We start from the raw sequence: 18,203 nt of genomic DNA, 5'->3' as shown, positions 1-18,203 counted from the left end.
CAGGTGCGCAGTAGCTTTAGCCATTGGCCGACTCCACGGCGGCCACCAGCTCTCTTAGCGCAAGAGTGTCAAAATTCCGGTTCTTTGCAACGGCCCATGCGTCCACCGCGTCAAGTGCTGCCCACAGATAGCCGACTAGGACGGGGCGCGCGTCGTTCGGCGCCTCCGGCGGCAGGGCAACTTGAACCTTTATGAGGGAGTCCGCCTTCCGGAAATATCCGGTGCGCACTCCTTCATAGTCGGGTGCTATCAGGTTGCCTGGGATATGGAATTCGACAGTGACTTTGATATTGGAGGTAACTCCATCTCGAGCACTGCTGATTTGGCGCATCAACTGGTTAATTCCATCGACCCAGCCACGATTTGTCGGAGTTCTACCGCCGAGGATGCTTCCTAGAGAAAGGACCTTGGCAGATTCATTGACGGAGTTCACGGTACATCCGTTCGAAAAGCTGCAGCGCAAGGTTCCCGGTCAAGGGGGCCCGGGTCACGCTCGACAATGAAAGGCCCAAGGACCAGGTAGACGCCGTAGAAAACGACGAAGACCGGGTTGTAGGTGGGCAGCGTCCAGCTCAGCAGATGGATTGGTGCTGCGTGCGGTAACTCCCGCCGGTTTCCTCTTGTAATGGTCTTTCCTATCGCGCAGCCCCTGATATGACGGTTTCCTTGACGCGGGACAGGTAACGTCGCGCGTCTTTTCGCCACATCTTCTCGTACCGTCTGGAGAACCCGGGGATCGCCGGGATCGTAGCCGTCATCCCCATCGTGAGAGTGCACCCGCTCTCCGATGGCTCAATCTGGTAGGTCTGGACCATGCCATCTTTGGTTGGAGCGACGGTTATCGTCTTTGCCCAGTACGGTGCTGCTTCCTCAACAACCTCAACAGTTGCGGCTGACCCATCCGCTCGGACGAAGGTCTGTTGTTCCCCGACCCCCGTCGGCGTTCCAGGAACCGTGAAAGCACGTGCCGCATTCGACAACAGAACAGCGCTCTCCGCAGGGCGGATCAGCGACCACACCGTATCTGCATCGCACGGGTAGCTCTCCGATTCTTCAGCACGGAGCGTGCGGCCTGGAGCGCTCACACCCAATGCCACGGCTTGGTGGTACCGCGTAAGGGCGCGCCGGCTTCTTGATTTGAGGAACCAGCCCATGCCCGTCAGGACGACCATCAGAATCACCAACCCGGCGATCATCCCGAGTCCGAGTCCGGGATTACCTGCAGCGTCAGCCATGGCACCAAGAACGAGGATTCCAGCGAAGCCGACAATGACAAGAAGACCGGCGAGGAATCTGAAGAAAGCCATCACTCGAGCATTATCCAGTCTCGTGCGGTCTGGCGCCCTTCCGGCTCGCCTGTGACGAGGGTATGGATGTCGATGCGGGAGCATCGGTTATGCGGTGGTTCGGGAGGAGACGTTTTCACGAGACGGAATGGGCGGAATCCGGCGGCTACGGTTATGGCCACGTCGCGGCTCGTGCCATCCTTGGGTCATGGCACGAACCTGGTTATCGGTGACGGTGGAACTGCTCGGCGGTCGCGGGGAGGAGCTGTGGCCGTGGCCCGGGCGCGTCTTCGCGGTCGGACCGTCGCATACCTTCATGGACCTCGCCAATGCCATCAATGATGCCTTCGCCCGGTGGGACCGCTCGCACCTGTCACTGTTTACCCTGGCCGATGGCCGGGTTATTACTGATGAAGAGACGGGAGCTGAGATGGCCGGATCGACCGGCGGCCCGATCATCGCGCCGATGGACATTGCTGCTCTCAAGGTCGTCCGGACGCTGGAGCCGGGGGCTGAGTTTCAGTTTACGTTTGACCTCGGTGACGCTTGGATACACCGGTGCGTGGTCGGGGAGGTGAAGGTGGACCCGTTGGATGTGTTGGGTATTCGCCCTGGCGTCCCCTTGCCGTACTGGGGTTGGGGCAGTATCCCGGACCAGTACGGGCGCCGGTGGGCAGATGACGACGGGGAAGGCCGGGCGCCGCGGAAGCCGAGCCAGTCGCACCCTATGCAGCTGCATGCCTGGCCCGAACAGGTGCAGGTGCCCAGGATTGACCTGTCCGAACTGCGGGGAGCCATCGCTGCGGCAAATGCGGCTCGTTTCCTCGCAGCGGTGATGGGACACGATATCGATGACGTTCTGCAGCAGGTGGGGGCCGGGATACCAATGGCCCTGGAGCAGCGCCGTGGGGAGGCCGAGCCGGTGGCACTGTCGGTCATCAACCGGCTGAGGTGGCGCGGCGGCGCCGGTGATCAGCTGCTGGCCGAGGACCTGCTGGCGTGTCTGCGCGGTGTGCCGCCGACAGGCAGGGCGGTGCCTGTCGACCTCGACATGCTCAGTGTCGTGTTGGAAGGGGATCCCGGACTGTCATCCGGCGGTTACCTCGACCTGTATACCGGGCAGGTGTACGACGACGCCGCCACCGACCCGATGATTGTCGGGGAGGACGCCGCCGTCGATGTTGAGGAAGAACCGGAGCGTTGGCTTCGAATCGACCGCACCGATTCCCGGGACGGCTGGCAGGACATGGCGGCCTTCGCGGAACGGCAGCACGATAAAGGCCTCCGGGAGCGTCTTGAGCACGCGATCGAGGGCAAAGGTGCCTTCGCCCGGTTCCGCGACATCGTCCACGGCGAGAACCTCAGCGAAGAATGGTATGCCTTCTCCACCGACCGCCAGATGGGCCGCTCCCGCGAGTTCCTCGCTGATAATGACATCCGCGTGGGCTGACAATCCGGGCCCGGTCAGTGCCGGCGCGAGTGTGTCGCCCTTCCGGCGGACAGGCCGCCCAGTAAGCGGGGAAGAGCCCGCGATCGCCTGTGGAACGTTGCCCTGGACATGCCGAGACCGCGGGCGACCTGCGCGGCAGGCTCGCCGCCTTCAACCGGGCGGATAGCGTTTTGAATCTGGCTGTCGGTGATTCGGCGGGGCCGGTCGCCGACAAAGGTGAGCATGTGCTGGGTGAAGCGCCCGAGCCGGTCCAAGGTGGTGACGACGGGAGTATCTCCTTCGATCACTGCATCGAGTCCGCGGTCGAACTGGGGTCGTGATACCCAGGCCCGGGATACGCCGTGGTCCGTGTCGAGGTCGTCGCGTCGGATGCCCGCGGCCAACAGGTCCGCCTGATGCCTGTCAGTGGACTGAGCCCGGGTTGAAACTCGCATACCCGATGCGCTGCCTGTCATGTTTCCGGTCCTCGCAAAGATTCGTCAGATTGAAATCCAAGACGTCGGAGGACGGGCGTCAATAAAAAGAAAACAGATCCTAATCTGACACGCAGGACACTCTGTCTGACGTCATTTTGGGGTATACCCCAGACTGACGCCAAAGGCTTAGCGTGCAATTTCACGTCGTTACTATTTGAGTCTCTTAATCCGGGTTCAGGTGTCGGACTCAAAGTTCCTGTCCCCGTGGATGACCACATCCACGGCGCCTTCTCCCGGGCGAGTCCACGGGAGGCGAGCAAACTCATCCATGCGGTCGTTCGCGTCCTGCAGCGACGACTGGAGTTCCTCGCCTTTCCCGTCAATGGCGACAACGAACGGGATTGCCCCCCCAGTGCGCCAGCGATCGGTGATGTTCGGAAGGATTGAAACGAATGAGTCCCCGACGGCCGATGGATTGGTCAGCCCGCGGGCAATCACGAGATACCCGTTGGTGTTTCCGAACCATTCAAGATCAGAGATGAGAGACACTGCCGCGTCAAGTCCCGCTGTCTTGAAGGGATACATGAACTCCTGGGCGAGATAGTCCGCTAGCGCTGAGTCATCTGTAAGGTCTGTCAGGTCAAGTCGAAAGATCATCATTCCACGCAAGAGGGCGTCATCCTCGAAACGCTCGAACAGGGGCTCGTCAACGCCGAGATGAATGGTGAACGGCTGCGAGAGGTCTATCGTGCTCATGGTCCGATCCGAACAGGTGCGTTGACGTGATCCCAGTAGTATATGGCGTTGGGATTAGCGGCATCGCCCTCGATGATGATCCGGTCAGGGCCGCGTTTGGCGTCCGGCTTTGCGACCGTCCACTCTTGGTATCTGCCGGGTGGAAGCAGGCCATTGCGGTTCTCGTATTCCTTGCCGTCGTGTTTATCGAAGCGGGTTTTACCGGAGGCGGCCCGTTGGATCGTGTCCTCGACGTCTGCTCTAAGAGTTGGCGAAAGGGAATCGAGCGCCATACGCTGTTGCATCTGTTCGGGGAGCTTGGGTGTAAAGGTCTCCGCGCCGCGGACCCCGATTCCCTCGGCACCCATCTCTTCGCCTGCGCCGGCCATCCCTTCGCCGGCCATCCCTTCGCTTCCGGCGATCATAGCTATATCCGCGAAGGGGCGGAGATTCTCGTCCAACTCCTTGTTGTATCTGGGATCCGTGCCTCCGGATGCCACTATCCCTGCGATGACGTCCAATGGACTGTCCATGCTCTTTGAGGCGCCTGTGGACTCTGGCGCGGGGGCTGGGCTGGATCGCGTCCATGAGGGGGCGATGTAGAACTGCCAGGAGCCCGGTACTGGTGATGTGTAGCCGGGAGCGTACGGCCCAGACGGGCCGCTTGGTACAGCGACGTCCGGTACGGCATCTGGCGCATGCCATCCCCCGTTGATTGGACCGTCCGTGACGGCCCAACTCAGGATCATGAGTCCGGAGGGGTCGGCGTTGTTGATGGCGTCGGCTTCTCCGTAAACGTACGGGGAGAAGTTCTTGGCTTCGTCGCGTTTCAGGACCGGGTCGGGGCTTGTGAATGTGCCGGTGGCGGGGTCGAGGTCGCGGGCGCCGAGGTGGGTGAGGGTGCTGATGGTGTCAGCGAGCCCGCCGATGTACCCGTTCACGGCGCCGTATCCTGCCGGATTCGCGGCGTTTGACCCGACACCCAGAACCCCTGAACCTGCGGTGGAGTACGCGCCGTTTCCGGTTGCGGTCTGGGTGGGGCCGCGGGCGAGGCCGATCGGGTCGGTGTAGCGGGTCTGGGCGATGACCGGCGTGGTGCCGACGGCCCCTTGCACGATGGTCTGGGCCGTGCCGACGCTGTCGCTGACGATCAAGGCGAGCTTCACGGAACCGCCGGCGGCGGTGCGTTGGGCCACGGCCTTCCCCGCGAAACTGTAGGTTTTGGTCGCGGTCTTCACCCCTGCAGGGGTCACGTGGGCGGTGATGGAGCCGATGGTGACGGTGGTGCCGGTTCCGTCGGTGATGCCGACGAGGTTCCCTCCGGCGTCGTAGTACCGGGTCCCGGTGCTGCCTGCGGTCCCCGACACGGGTGCCGGCGGGGTGCCCGCGCCGGCGGAGGGGTTCGGGTTGGCGGGCAGGGTGCTGCTGCCCGCGGTGGTGAGGAGTTTCCCGTCCGGAGTGTAGGCCAGGGTTTCCCCTGCCCGGCCGGTCATCCGCCCTGCTCCGTCCCAGGTGAAGGTGCTGGTGGCGGGTGACCCGGTGGCGGGAGTGGAGGTCATGGACTGGAGCTGGTGCGGCCCGGGCAGGCCGCCGGTCACGGGGCCGTTGAAGTAGCCCATGGTGTCGGCGATGAGCTGTACCGTGCCGGGGGAATCGTTCGTGAAGGAAATCGTCCCGTCCGCCCCGACCGCGGTGATCGCGAAGTTGGGGATGATCTGCCCGGCCGTGTAGTTCAGGTTCGACGTGCCCGGTTTCGGGGTCCCGCCGGCGTAGGCGGTGATGACCCCGGAGGAGGTGGAGTTCGCGACGGTGATGTTCATCGCGACCGCGGAAACCCCGGTGGCCGGCAGGCCCCCGCGGCCGGTGACCTTGACGCTGATCGTCTGCCCCGGCCCGACGGGGCCGTTGACCCCTCCGGTGCCGTTGCGGGTGTCGAGCTGCCGGAACGGGGTCTGGGCCGAAAACGCACCCGGGACCGTCGCAGTGCCGCCCAGGAAATACCCGGACGTGTCCGCGATGATCTGCACCGTGCCGGAGGAATTGTTCGTAAACGCGATCGTGCCGTCGGACGCTACCGGGGTGATAGCGAAGTTGGAGACGATCTGCCCGGTCGCGTAGTTCAGATTCGAGGTGTTCGGTTGTGGAGTCCCGCCCGCGAAGGCGGTGATGGCCCCGAACGAGGAGGAGTTGGCGACGGTGATGTTCATCGCGACCGCCGACACACCGGACGCCGGGAGACCCCCGCGGCCGGTGACCTTGACCCTGATGGTCTGGCCCGGGCCCACAGGGCCCGTGACCCCGCCGGTCCCGTCGCGGGTATCCATCGTCCGGAACGGGGTCTGGGCCGAGAACGCGCCCGGTGTGGTGGTTGCGCCGCCGAGGTAGTAGCCGGAAGTGTCCGCGAGGATATCGACCGTGCCCGAGGAACTGTTCGTGAAGGCGATCGTTCCGTCGGCGCCGACCGGGGTGACCGCGAAAGCCGCAACCGTCTGCCCCGGGCCGTAGTTCAGGTTCGAGGTGCCGGGGCGGGTGGAGTCTCCCGCGTAGGCGGTAATGAACCCGTTCGAGCTGGGGTTCGTGACGGTGATGTTCATCGCCACAGCGGACACACCGGTGGCGGGGATGCCTCCCTGGCCGGTGACTTTGACTTTGATGGTCTGTCCGGGGCCGACGGGTCCGTGGATCCCGCCGGTGCCGTTGCGGGTGTCGAGCTGCCGGAACGGTGCCTGGGCGGAAAACGCGCCCGGCGCGGTGACGGCGGCGCCGGGGTAGGCGTAGTTTTCCGTGGCAGCGAGGTTCCCGGCGTTGTCGAAGCGTTTGACCTGGGACCGGTCCCCGGCCGGGGTGTAGGCGTAGGTCTGGGCGTACGGCGCCGGACCGCCGAGGCCGGGCACCGAGGTCGAGGCCGGGGTCGGGGCGGTGGTGCAGTTCTTGGCTGCTGCGGTCCAGGCTGCGGAGAGCCTGGACGCGTAGTCGTAGCTGTAGCACTGGTAGTCATCAGGCGTCCCGGGCCGGCCTTGGTAGAAGACATCCCGGGCCGTGAGTTTCCCCGAAGTGTCGTAGCTGTAGCTGGTGGCGCCCAGGTCAGCGGTGACGCCCTTGGAGCGGTTGCTGGCGGACTGTGTGGCCAGGCGCCCGGTGGTCGCGTCCCAGCCGAGGACGACCTGGTTCAGGCCCATGGTGTCGGCCGTGGGGCTGGCGCTGTTCGGGTCGAGTTGCTGGTAGGTGGCGAGCTGGTTCTTGTCGTTGTACTGGGCGGCGACGAGGACGGCGTTGCTCGGATCTTTGAATGAGCCGAGGTTGTCAAGATCGTCGTAGTCGTTGGAGATGGTTTCGGCGCTGAGACCGCCGATGGCCGGGGTTGTCTCCGTGGCGACGTTGCCGGTGGTGGTGTACGCGCGGGTTGTCGTGTAGTCCCCGGCGTACCCGCTCAGCCCGCCGGGCAGGGTGGTGGTCGTCGTGGCGGGTTTGTAGGCGGCGTTGTACCCGGACACCGCCGTCTTGACCGGCTGGTCGTAATTAGGTCCGTTGAACCTGATCGCGGAACTGAGCTGGCCCTTCTTCTCCCCGTCGTAGGTGTTCGTGGTAAGGGTGTGGGCTGTGCCGCCTTGGGGGGTGACGCTGGTGCTGACGGTCCTGTCCAGAGCGTCGTAGCTGTAGCTGGTGAGGTTCCCGGCTCCGTCCGTGGTGCTCGCGATACGACCGGACGAGTCAAAGGTGGTGGTGGTGGTGCCGGTGTCCGGGTCGTTGGCTGATATCGGCCGGCCTGCGGCATCGAAGGCCCAGGTCCACTGGTTCCCCGCGGTGTCCAGCATGGAAGTCATCCGACCGAGTGCGTCGTAGCCGTAGGCGGTGGTGTCCGGGGTGCCCGTCGGGGTGGGGCCGTGGAAGAGCAGCCGGGACACGGTCTTGCCGGCCGCGTTCACGATCGTGGTGGCCGCGGACTCGTTCCCGGCAGTCGTGCCGGGCACGGTCGTGGTCGTGATGGTATCCACGCCGGTATAGCTGGTGTTACGAGTCCAGAGAATGGTGTTCTGATAGCTCCGGGCGGCATCGGAGATGAGGCGGCCGGCACCGTCATAGGTGTAGGCGTCCGAGGACGGCACGGCCGTGCCGTCGGGAATCATGAGGGTCGTGCTGGGGGCCGCAGCGAAGTTGTAGTCGTTGTCGACGATCAGTTTCGCGCCGAAAGAGTTGTAGGTGGTGTCGGTGGCGATCGTGCTGCCCCCATTCGGGGAACTCTTCTGGGTTTGGCGGATCCGTCCCAGACCGTCGTAGATCTCATAACTGGTGACCGGGTTGCCGAGGCTGTTGATGCTGCTCCGGGCGACCGACGACGGTGCGGTCTGGGAGATGGTGTAGGCGGTGGCTTGGGTGGGGGTCGGGTTGGTGGCTTGCGGGCGCATCGGGTCCCACACGCCGGTGACCCGGCCAGACGCGTCGTACTGGTAGCTGGTGACGTTGCCGTTCTCGTCAGTACTCGAGGTCTTGCTGCCCCGGACGGCCTCCAACGCGGTGGTCGTGGTCCAGCCCAGCGGGTTGGTAGTGGTCACCGAGGCGGGCAGCCCGGTCGCGGGCGTGTATGCGATCTGGGTGGTGCGGGCGCTGCCGGTGGTGTTGTCCGTGGAGGACACGACCCGGCCCAGGGAATCGTAGGCCAGGGTGGGGCCGGACTTCCAGATGGCGACGGCGCTGCCGTTGACCGCTGTGGCGGTGTCGGTGCGTGACGGGTTGCCCAGGGTCGGGGCCTGGTAACCGGGCGCCCCGGGTGTGGCGGCCATCGAGGAGTCATACAGGGTGGCGGTGGCGGCGATGATGTTTCCGGCCGGTGCGCCGGTCCCGGTGCAGGGCCCGGCGTAAGTGGTCGCGGTCGCCGGCAGGGCCAGCAGGTTCAGACCGCTGTTGTTCGCGCCGGTGCTGTCCGCGTATGCGGTCACTGTGCAGCTCCCCGGTAAGCCGCCGGGCTCCCCGGAATCGGACACGGAAGTGACCCGTCCGGTGCCGTCGTCGAGGGTGTTGGTGATGGTGGTGGTGCGGGTGCCGGCACCGGTGCCGCTGGCAATGATCTTTTTCACGGACGCGACGCCGATGTGCCTGGCCTTGGCCGGGTCCGTCCCGGCCGAACCGGTCGCGGTCACGGAGGAGGACCACGGGGTGGTGATGGTGGTGCTGAGCCGAGCGCCGGCCTCGCCGAGGAATTTCTGGGTTTCGACCGGCGCCCCGGCGAGCCAGGGGGAATCGGTGATGGTGGTTCCGTCGGTGGCGGTGACCGTCGCGGAGATCTTTCCTCCGCTGCTGTTCGCAGGTGTCTGGTCCAGGCCGCGCAGGTAGGTGGTGATGCTGGAGGGGTTCTGTCCGCCGGTAACGGTGCCGGTGATGGTTTTGACTTTGGACCAGCCCGCGTTCACGGACCAGGTCAGCTGGGATCCGCCGGTCCCGGCCACGAAGGCCGGTGCGGCGTACTTCCAGGCCGGGGTGCCCTGGTATTCGTAGCGGGTGACCATGGACACGGAGCCGTTGGCGCCGGGACCGGCGTCGGTGGTGACCGATGCGACCGGGTAGATGTGGAAGTAGTCCATCCGGGGACCTTCCGCGGAACCGGTGGGCGTCCACCATTGCGGGAAGCAACGCTTCGTGTTGGTTTCCGGGGATGCAGGGAGGTTCGTCTGGGAGCATTCGGCCTGCATGTAGCCGATGGTGATCGTGCCGCCGGTGACGGTGGTGATCCCGGAAATCCGGTTCCGGTCCAAGGGTGCGATCCCGGCTGCGTATTGCCAGACCCGGTTCTGCATTGGCTGCGGAGTGAAGGTCACCGCAGGGTCCGAAATAGTTCCGCCGGTGCCGGTTGAGGTATTGGCGCCCTGGTGGGCCACGGAATTCAGCCAAAGGGCCGGTTTGGTTCCATCGCCCGGTGGCGGCATGGTGTGTCCGAGGTTCCAGGCGTCCACGTCCTGGTACGCGGCACCGCCCGTGTTGGTGCGGGTCGCGAGCCTTTGCAGGCGCTGGTCGCTGTAGAAGGTGGGGGAATAGACGGAGCATGTCCCGGTTGAAGCGCAGGCGAGACCGGTCGGAATGTCATCGCCTGAGGTGCACGTGACGCCGGTGCAGCGGCCGGTGTAGGTCATTTCGACGCGCAGCGGGGACGAGGCGGACAGTTCGGTGTTGGCGCGCATGCCGTAGTCCACCCTGGTCAGGCGGCTGGAGCGAACATAGCTCTTCAGCGGACCCGTCCCGGCCTGGGTGGTGTAGTTGTTGACGTCCTGGGTGTAGTAGAAGGCCTCGGAGTTGTTGTTGACGTCCACGACGTAGTCCAGGTTCCAGGCGTAGGCCTGCTGGCACAGCGTCTGGGCGAAGGTCGCGGCGGCGCAGGGCTGGGTCGGGGTTGCTGCCCCGACCGGGACCGTGTCGGCCGAGTTCGTCGTTGCGTTCCCGCCGACCCAGCCCGGGAGGTGGTTGCGGCCGAAGAAATACTGGGTCCCGGAGGTGTCGGTCAGTTTCCAGTACCCGCCGTCGAAGGTGCCGTTCGAGTTGGTGTTGTCGGTCAGGTATTCGACACGGGTGTTGTCATCGTTCTGCAGCCTGTATTTACCGGTGGCAGCGTCTTTGATGACCTGCCCGGAACGGCCGCCGAAGGAAATGCTGAACTGCTGGCCCTCGGCGGCGCCGCACAGATCGTAGGTGGAGCCGGCCGGCAGGCCCTGGTCCATGCACGAGGCGAATTTCTGCCGGATCGTCCCGGCCCCGGCGAGGGACCAGCCGTCGCCGATGACGGAAGCCTGGTTGTTCGTCGAACTCGTCAGCCCGTCGATAGTGGAGGAATCGTAGGCCAGGGCCAGTGCCGGGGTCGGGCCGGCGGGGGCCTTCCGGGCGCTGAAGGGGTAGTTCCAGGTAAAGCCGCCCGTTTGGCCTGTGGTGCCCCATGCGCCGGAGGCGACCCCGGGGAGGGCGGCGAAGTTCCCGGCACCGTTGTCGTTGGCGATCGGTCCCGGTGTCCCCAGCGGCACCATCCGGGTCAGACTGGCAGGACTCACCGTCAGTTCCGCGCCTGCCCCGGCCTGCGCGGATGATGGTCCGGTCCCGCCGGCGGGCCGTGGCCCGCTGAGCAGGTTCTGGAGGGCCGGGGTCCACGGGGTGACCGGCACCGCCGCGACTGGATCGGGACGCTGGGGTGTCCACCCGGTGGATTGGTCGACCGTGATCGCGAACAATCCGGCACCGGCGGTGACTACCGCGGCGGCAACCGCGAGAACCCCGGCCTTGGGGATTCTGAAGACGTTTCGGTTTTTGCTCATCTCAGGACTCCGGTGTCGGTGCTTTGATAGATGTTCTGCGCGTTGATGAACTGATCCGCGGTGAGGACACCCTGGACCATCATGGGTTTGAAGATCCGGCCGATGAATCCGCCGCCCAGCTTCACGGGCTGCACCCCGGTGGAGGCAAGATGGTTCGTTGTCGTGGTCGCCGTGGTCCAGGTGCCGGTGGTTCCGTTCTGGGTCTTCGTGATCCGCAGCTGCTGGTTGTTCTTGTCGTAGACCGCCGAAAGGAAATACCAGCTGGTTCCCAGGGAGCCCGTCAGTTTCACCTGCTCCGAGGTGGTGCTAGTGATCCAGGTATCGAGTTCTGGATTGTTGAAGCCGTCCAGCTGCAGGGCAGCGCCGGGCGAGTTGGTGCCCGCCATTTGGGTGATCAGCGCCTGAAGACTGATGCCAGGCGGTGCGCTCGAGGACACCGGGCAGAACCAGCCGGAGACGCTGAAGCTCTGGGCAGTGTCGACCGCCGATGTTGCGGTCTCCGCGTGCTTGGTGGCATCGGTGATCTCCAGCGCCTTGGCGGTGCCGTTGCCGATGTTCGGGTCAGGTGCCCCCTGGCAGGAGCCGGCCGGGCCGTTAAGGGTCCTGATGTCGGTCCAGGTTGCCCCGGTCGTATTCGGCACCGCCAGTACGCCCGTGGGAAGGGCTGCCGGGTGGCCGACCGTGTACTGGTAGGTGGCCGCTGTGTGGCTGGCGGTCTGGTTGTTGACGTTGCCGGCATAGTCGAAGGACCACACTGTCAGATTGGAGGTGTAGTCGATGGCCGCGACTGTTACTGTCGCGTGCCGTCCGTCGGCGGGGCAGACAACGACGAAACTCAGCGTCCGTGTGCCGCAGCTGAGGTTGGTGGGCGGGCTCGTAGGCGCCGCACTGTTGGTGGCCGCGTACACGAAGCCCTGGACCGGGTACGTGCCCGGTTCGTCGATGTTGAAGTTATAGGTCGTGGACCCGACGGTGCCCTTCGGGTCGTTGTGGGTGGCGTCGAAAGGGGAAAGCGCCGGATCGTAGGCCGGGGCCGGGCCGACCGGGGTGATGGTCGGGGGGTCCGGCTGCGTCGTCCTCACCTCGAAGAAGAACTGCATCACACCGGAGTTCACGCCGTTCGAGTCCTGTGCCTGGGCCTGGAGCTGGTACACGCCGTCGGCGAGCGGGGGGCCTTGCCACGACGGGTACCCCCCGGATCCGGGCTCGGGAATCGGGCCTGTGCCGCCGAGGTAATGGGTTGGGTTTTGGGTGTCGAAGAGGGCAAACCAGATGTTGATGTTTCCGCCCGGGGCGCCGTCCGGGTCCCCGACGGTCAGGGTGTAGATGGGTTGGTTCGACCGTGTGACGTAGGTGGAGGCGAACGGGGCGCCGGTCCAGCGGGCGTTGTTGATATTCCACAACCCCGGGGTGTAGGGCGGAGTGTCGTAGGTGACGATGATCGAGGCATCGTTGTTGAACCGCTTCCAGCCCAGCGGGTCGCCCTCGTTGCCGGCCCACAGAGACACCGTCCACTGGCTGACAGTCTGCAGGGTCGACTTGATCGAGGACAAGTCAAAGCCCACGGTCCCGGCCGGGCAACCTGATGAATACCCCTTCGCGACCGTCCTGGAATCCGTCTTGGCGACCAGCCCGGGCTGGGCGTTCCACGTCGTGCCCGGGCTGATCCCGCCGGTAACCCACGCATCCACCGGCGTTGCCGTGCAGGAGGAGGACCAGGTCTCGGTCGCGTTCATCACGGCCGCGAGGATGACCTTGCCGGACATCGGCGTGGTGTCGAACTGGTAGTACCCGCGCGTGGTGTGCGAGACACCGTCCGGCGCCCAGTACGACGGGAGATAACCCACGTGCACGGTGGAGTCCGTGTACTGGCCGTTCCAATAAGGGGTAGTCGGGTACGCGCTGTCCACGTACAGGTAGGAGGCCCTCACCGTGGACCAGTCCGGATCCACGAACAACGGGTAGTGCAGGTTCGGCAGGTTCAGGATCTCGCTCATCCCCAGGACCTGGGTCTGCTTGCCGTTCTCGGACCCCAGTCCCAGGGAAAACGGCCGGGTGATCCCGGGCCCGCCCGGATCCGAAGCGGATGCACCGGACTGGGAGGAATCCCACCACTGGCCCATCGCCGTGCGCAGCTCCGCTTTCCCCGTGTCCGTGCCCGTGGCAGAGAGACCCCCGCCGGGCTCGGCCTGGACGGTGGCGTTCTGTGCGTCCAGGAAAATGCGCATCTGCACCACCCGCGGATCCTTCGCAGCCTCCGCGGTCGCGATCTTCAGCACCTGGGACACCCCGGTCTTGTGGCTGACCTGGATCAGATCCACCCCCGGCAACACCGACGCGTACGTGGCCGTGTTGCCCGCAACCACCGGTTCGGGCAGCGGATCGAAGGGCCAGGACTGCTTCACGACGTGGCCGCGCTTGTCATCGACGCTCGCCATCTGGGTGCTGCCGCCACGGGCCAGGGTGACATCGACCGGCGTCATCCTGGGTTTGAGGACCGCCTGCCCGTTCACGGTGGCCTGGACCAGGTCCGTGGAAATATCCTGCCACCCTGTCGCGGTCTGCATCCGGGCCGGTTCCGCGTTCACGGTCCGGGTGAACGTCCCGTCAGGGTGTGCCACGGTCTGTTCGGTCGGGGTGGTCAGGGCGTCGACCACGACATCGGTCCTGTTTTGGGCGGCCTGGGTCTTGGCCACGCTCTCCGTCACCGGCCCGGCAATGCCGGCGCCGACGCTCCCGGGCAGAGGTCCTGCCCAGGCCGGGCCGGGCGCCGCCAACAACCCCGCTACTACCGACAACCCGTAAACAGCACGCAACAGCAACGAAGGACGAGATCCCACGGGACTACTTTCACGAGAAGGAAGTGCGCGGGATCCCCAAAAAATAAAACCGTTCCCCCAAAGCACGGAATGCTGAGAGAAAGCTACATGTTGTCCACGCGTTTCCGCAATAGACATAGGACACTATCGCTTTGTTACAAAATCAGACCCACAAGTGCGGTCACACCCCGACGGTCATCAGGCGCCCGAGGGCGCCGGCACCCGGCCCGGAAGCCCGGGTCGGACCGTCCTAACGGTCAATCCGATGGACGGCTACCACCCGCCCTTCGCCCCGCAGACATTCGGCCCGGCCCTGTGTAGCGTGTAGCCAGCACCCGCGCGACGCCTGCAGCGACGCCCGCCAGGAAGGACACCGTCACATGGCCGCTGGATCCAAGGAAGACCCCTGGAAGCTCACCACCCCGCCGGGCTCCTCCGACTACACAATGTATCGGGACGAATCAGCTGACCCGCCCGCGATCGTTTGCCAGGTGGGTTCCACGACCCTCAAATACCATTTGAGCGCCATCGAGGACCTCCACGCCTGGCTACTTCGGCAAGGCCATTGGGTGCCGCTCGGCGCCGCCGACGAGAACAAGCCTGCCGCCGAAGGCACCGTTGAGGCCTGGGGCCGCGACGATAGCAATCCGGTGGGCGGTTGGTACGGCCTGCGCAAGGGATACCGCGGCCGCTTCGGCATGTACATGCCGCCCCTCCTGGAAGCCCTTGGCCTGTCCTGGAAGCCCTTGGCCTGGCCGAACTCACCCACGAGAAGCGGAACAACAGCATGCGGGGCATCGCGCCGAAGTAGGGAGCACCTTAGGAGGGGTTCGACGACGGCGCGCGGCCGCCGTCGTCGTGCGCTTTCCCGCCGGGCTCAGGCACCCAGCCGGCCCGCCGCGTCCTGCTGGATGCGCGCCGCCTTGGAGGAATAGTCCGCGATGACGCGGAGTTCCTCGTCGCTGTAGCCTTCCAGCAGGGCCGCCAGCCCGCCCATGAAATCGACGAAATGGGGCATCGCGGCAGTCACCTGGTCCCCCACGAGCTCGATCAGGACCTTTCGTTTGTCCCCTTCGTGCCGGACCCTGCGCGCCACGCCTTTGCTCTCGAGCCGTTGCATCAATCCCGTGACCGAGGCCGGCGCCAGCCCGGAACGTTCGCCGAATTCCCCCGCCGTTATGGGTCCGAAGCGCAACAGGATGTCGATCGCCTTGCCCTCCGTCGCAGACAGCCCGCGCAGCTCGGACAGCTTGGTGTGGAACATAACGGCCGCCGTCGAAAGCTCCCGTCCCGAGGCAAAGACCGCCTCAAGCAAGTCTTGGCGCCGCCCACTGACTCCCGGTTGGTTCTCCATCCTCCGAGGCTAGCAAATTATTTCGTCCCACCGAAAGGATTGACGACCCTCAGTCCGAGTCATATATTTCTTTCATCCGAACGAAATAAATCGCAAAGGACTCTGCCATGTTGAACTGCCTCGTCATCGGATCCGGGATCGCCGGACTGGCCACAGCCATCTCGCTACAGAAAGCCGGCCATCACGCCACCGTTTTCGAGGCCTACGGCGGACCCTCGGACGGCATCGGCGGCTTCCTGACCGTGGCCGTCAATGGCTTCGATGCCCTGGAAACCCTCGAGCTCAAGGATGCAGCTGCCAATCTGGGCTTCAGCACCCCAAAGATGTCCATGTACCTGGGCAGCACCGGAAAACACCTCATCGACTTTGACTACGGCGGGTCCCTCCCGGACGGCACCACCGCCCGCACCATGACGCGTTCGGAGTTGTACCGCATGTTCCGCGAGGCGGCAGGTGCCCGCGGGATCCGCATCGAGTACGGAAAGCGGCTCGCAACGGTGAAGGAAGCGCCCGACGGCGTCACGGCCGTTTTCGCGGACGGCACCTCCGCGCACGGAGACCTGGTGGTGGGCGCCGACGGGCTCCACTCGGCCGTGCGGCCGTTGATCGACCCTTCGTCGCCGGCACCCCGCAATATCCCCCTGCTCAACACCGGCGGGATCGTCGAGTCCGGTGTGATTCCGGCCGGGCTGTTGGACGTCGAACCGGGACGCATGAAGATGGTTTTCGGCAAGCGGTGCTTCTATTGCTACATGCAGGATCCGGAGGGCAGGATCTGGTGGTTCGCCAACCCACTGCAACGGTCATCGGAGGATCCGGCCGCGCTGGATCACTGTGCCCGCAAGTCCTGGCTGACGCAGCTCGTGGCCGGGGACCGCACGCCCATGGCCGAGATCATCACCGCCACTGACGGCATCATCCGGCCGTACACGACCTCCGATTTTCCGAGCATCCCCAGTTGGCACCGCGGCAGGCTGGTGCTGGTGGGAGACGCAGCCCACGCTGCATCGCCGTCGTCCGGGCAAGGCGCCTCCATGGCCGTCGAAGACGCCATCGCGCTGGGCCGATCGCTCCGGCGCACCTCGCCCGGCAACATCCCCGGCGCCCTCGCCCGCTACGAGGCCGAACGCCGGAGCCGGGCGGAATCGGTGGTCAAATGGGGCCGCCGGAATGCCGCCCCGAAGATCCGCGGCCAATTCAAGCGCGTCTTTGAAGACCTTGTGCTGAAGGCCGTCTTCCGCTCGCTCGCCCGGAAGACGGCCGACAACTTCGACTGGGTCTATCGCCACCACATCGACTGGGATGCGCCGGCGACGGTGCCTGCCGTCCTTAATGAATCCTCTGCTGAGTAACCGGCGCTATGGGGTTCCTCATCTGAGAATCCCTTGAGTGCTGGGGCCGAATTGTGTTTGAACCCAGCTGAACTGGTCCGTGGTGAGGATGCCCTGGGTCAGGACGGGGTTGAGGATCTGTCCTTTGAAGCCCTCACCAAGGCGCACCGGCTGGGTGGTGGCGGGCAGATGGCTCTGGGTGGCGGTGGCCACGGTCCAGGTACCGGTATACGCCGCGTTGGTGGCGGTGATGCGCAATTGTTGGTTGAGCTGGTCATAGACCGCCGATACGAAGAACCATGAGTTTGACGGCAGTGCCGGGAGGAGCTGGGCCTGTTCGAGGGCGCCGCTCGTGTTCCAGGTACCCAGTTCCGGGGAACCAGTCGGATCCAACCGTAGCGCTCCGCCAGGGGTTCCGGTGTCGGCAATCTGCGCTATCAACGACTGGATACTGCTTCCCCCGGCTGCCGGATTGCTCGGGCAGAACCACCCCGAGACGCTGAAGCTCTTGGAGGTGTCCACGGCTGGCGACGACGTCACACCGAACTGACCAGGAAGACCGTTGAGTTGAAGGGCATTCATCGTGGGGCTGCCGGGGTATCCCGAGCTCGCATCGCCCTGGCAGGAGCCGGTCTGATAGGGCGTCTTGCCATAAACGGCAACAGGAACCCAGCTCCCCCCGCTCGGTGCGGTGATCGGCAGCGACGTCAACGAGGAATACACCGGGGGCGCCACATTGAACTGGTAGGAGGCCGGGGTCCCGGACGGGGTCTGTGGACTGATGTTGCCGGCGTAGTCGAAGGCCCAAACGCTCAGAGCGGAGAAGGTATCTACCGGCGTCACCGTTGCTGTTGCATGCCGCCCGTCTGCCGGACATACCACCACGTATTCCGCGGCCCTCGTACCGCAGGTGGCGAGATTGACAGGCGGAGATGTGGGCCCGGGTGCGCCGGTGATCGAGTAAATAAAACCCTTCACTGGATACGTCCCCGGCTCACTGATCGCGAACTGGTACTGACCCACCCCAACGGTCCCTCCACCATTGACGGTGCCGGTGTTGGTTCCTGGGATGGTCGTAATGCTCGCGGGCGGTGTGATGACCGGCGTTGCCGGGGACATCAACTGTCCCATGAAGTAACCCGCAACGTCCGCAATCAGGTCGGTAGTACCGGATGAACGGTTGAACAGCGTCACCTTCCCGTCAGCACCCACCGGCACCGTCACCGAATTCGCCACCGTCTGCCCAACGCCGAAATTCACATTCGACGCATTCGGACGCTCAGTCCCGGAAGCAAACGCACTCACAAACCCGAACGACTTGGGCCCCGTCACCGTCAGATTGAACACCACAGCCGAAACATTCGCCGGAATCCCCGACACACCACCCACCTGGAACGACACAGGCGAATCACCACCCACAGCCGAACCAGCTCGGGTATCCAGCATCCGCGAAGGAGCCAACGGCGCAAACGCACCCGGAACCACCGGAGCCCCGGACAGGTAATAGCCCGAGACATCGG

11 protein-coding genes are annotated in these 18,203 nt (G+C 65.0%); 3 read left to right on the top strand and 8 right to left on the bottom strand.

Annotation, left to right across the window (positions count from 1 at the left end; genetic code table 11):
* Nucleotides 1–16: 16 nt before the first annotated feature.
* Both AC1DJB_RS22585 and AC1DJB_RS22580 read right to left on the bottom strand, forming a co-directional pair.
* Complete coding sequence (locus AC1DJB_RS22585; RefSeq protein WP_441437957.1) at nt 17–433, bottom strand: hypothetical protein; 417 nt, start codon at nt 431–433, stop codon at nt 17–19.
* Nucleotides 434–635: 202 nt separating this feature from the next.
* The gene (locus AC1DJB_RS22580) at nt 636–1,307 is read right to left on the bottom strand and encodes an SRPBCC family protein (RefSeq protein ID WP_441433370.1); all 672 of its coding nucleotides are present in this window, start codon (nt 1,305–1,307) and stop codon (nt 636–638) included.
* Between the two features lie 187 nt (nt 1,308–1,494).
* On the opposite strand from AC1DJB_RS22580, the gene AC1DJB_RS22575 reads away from it, so the two are divergent.
* The gene (locus AC1DJB_RS22575) at nt 1,495–2,736 is read left to right on the top strand and encodes a UPF0158 family protein (protein WP_441433371.1); all 1,242 of its coding nucleotides are present in this window, start codon (nt 1,495–1,497) and stop codon (nt 2,734–2,736) included.
* A gap of 14 nt (nt 2,737–2,750) precedes the next feature.
* Here AC1DJB_RS22575 and AC1DJB_RS22570 read toward each other — a convergent pair whose 3' ends face one another.
* The 4 genes from AC1DJB_RS22570 to AC1DJB_RS22555 form a co-directional block, all read right to left on the bottom strand.
* Nucleotides 2,751–3,191, bottom strand: a complete 441-nt coding sequence (locus AC1DJB_RS22570; RefSeq protein ID WP_441433372.1) for a recombinase family protein — start codon at nt 3,189–3,191, stop codon at nt 2,751–2,753.
* A 195-nt stretch (nt 3,192–3,386) separates the two neighbouring features.
* Nucleotides 3,387–3,908 (bottom strand): hypothetical protein, encoded by a 522-nt coding sequence (locus AC1DJB_RS22565; protein WP_441433373.1) that lies wholly within the window; start codon nt 3,906–3,908, stop codon nt 3,387–3,389.
* Complete coding sequence (locus tag AC1DJB_RS22560) at nt 3,905–11,179, bottom strand: RHS repeat-associated core domain-containing protein (protein ID WP_476910878.1); 7,275 nt, start codon at nt 11,177–11,179, stop codon at nt 3,905–3,907. The genes AC1DJB_RS22565 and AC1DJB_RS22560 overlap by 4 nt, the downstream gene beginning before the upstream one ends.
* A complete protein-coding gene (locus tag AC1DJB_RS22555; protein WP_476910877.1) occupies nt 11,176–14,019 on the bottom strand; it encodes a hypothetical protein in 2,844 nt (947 codons plus the stop codon). The genes AC1DJB_RS22560 and AC1DJB_RS22555 overlap by 4 nt, the downstream gene beginning before the upstream one ends.
* 359 nt (nt 14,020–14,378) lie before the next feature.
* Between AC1DJB_RS22555 and AC1DJB_RS22550 the strand changes: the two genes are divergently transcribed.
* On the top strand, nt 14,379–14,933 hold the full coding sequence (locus AC1DJB_RS22550; protein ID WP_441433377.1) for a DUF6855 family protein: 555 nt from the start codon (nt 14,379–14,381) through the stop codon (nt 14,931–14,933).
* Here the strand turns inward: AC1DJB_RS22550 and AC1DJB_RS22545 are convergent.
* Nucleotides 14,876–15,352, bottom strand: a complete 477-nt coding sequence (locus AC1DJB_RS22545; protein ID WP_441433378.1) for a MarR family transcriptional regulator — start codon at nt 15,350–15,352, stop codon at nt 14,876–14,878. The genes AC1DJB_RS22550 and AC1DJB_RS22545 overlap by 58 nt on opposite strands.
* A gap of 107 nt (nt 15,353–15,459) precedes the next feature.
* Between AC1DJB_RS22545 and AC1DJB_RS22540 the strand changes: the two genes are divergently transcribed.
* Nucleotides 15,460–16,704, top strand: a complete 1,245-nt coding sequence (locus AC1DJB_RS22540; RefSeq protein ID WP_476910876.1) for an FAD-dependent oxidoreductase — start codon at nt 15,460–15,462, stop codon at nt 16,702–16,704.
* Nucleotides 16,705–16,722: 18 nt separating this feature from the next.
* Here the strand turns inward: AC1DJB_RS22540 and AC1DJB_RS22535 are convergent.
* The coding region (locus tag AC1DJB_RS22535) for a hypothetical protein (RefSeq protein WP_476910875.1) at nt 16,723–18,203 on the bottom strand (1,481 nt) is incomplete at its 5' end.

It is taken from the genome of Arthrobacter sp. 01T428, assembly GCF_056398685.1.
The sequence above is the reverse complement of the archived record's forward strand: the minus strand, read 5'-3'. Positions and strand labels throughout refer to the sequence as shown.

Excerpts from the sequence above, each read along its gene's own strand:
- AC1DJB_RS22545 (WP_441433378.1), bottom strand. The coding sequence starts at position 15,352 with ATGGAGAACCAACCGGGAGTCAGTGGGCGGCGCCAAGACTTGCTTGAG.
- AC1DJB_RS22570 (WP_441433372.1), bottom strand. The coding sequence starts at position 3,191 with ATGACAGGCAGCGCATCGGGTATGCGAGTTTCAACCCGGGCTCAGTCC.
- AC1DJB_RS22565 (WP_441433373.1), bottom strand. The coding sequence starts at position 3,908 with ATGAGCACGATAGACCTCTCGCAGCCGTTCACCATTCATCTCGGCGTT.
- AC1DJB_RS22540 (WP_476910876.1), top strand. The coding sequence starts at position 15,460 with ATGTTGAACTGCCTCGTCATCGGATCCGGGATCGCCGGACTGGCCACA.
- AC1DJB_RS22575 (WP_441433371.1), top strand. The coding sequence starts at position 1,495 with ATGGCACGAACCTGGTTATCGGTGACGGTGGAACTGCTCGGCGGTCGC.
- AC1DJB_RS22580 (WP_441433370.1), bottom strand. The coding sequence starts at position 1,307 with ATGGCTTTCTTCAGATTCCTCGCCGGTCTTCTTGTCATTGTCGGCTTC.
- AC1DJB_RS22550 (WP_441433377.1), top strand. The coding sequence starts at position 14,379 with ATGGCCGCTGGATCCAAGGAAGACCCCTGGAAGCTCACCACCCCGCCG.
- AC1DJB_RS22560 (WP_476910878.1), bottom strand. The coding sequence starts at position 11,179 with ATGAGCAAAAACCGAAACGTCTTCAGAATCCCCAAGGCCGGGGTTCTC.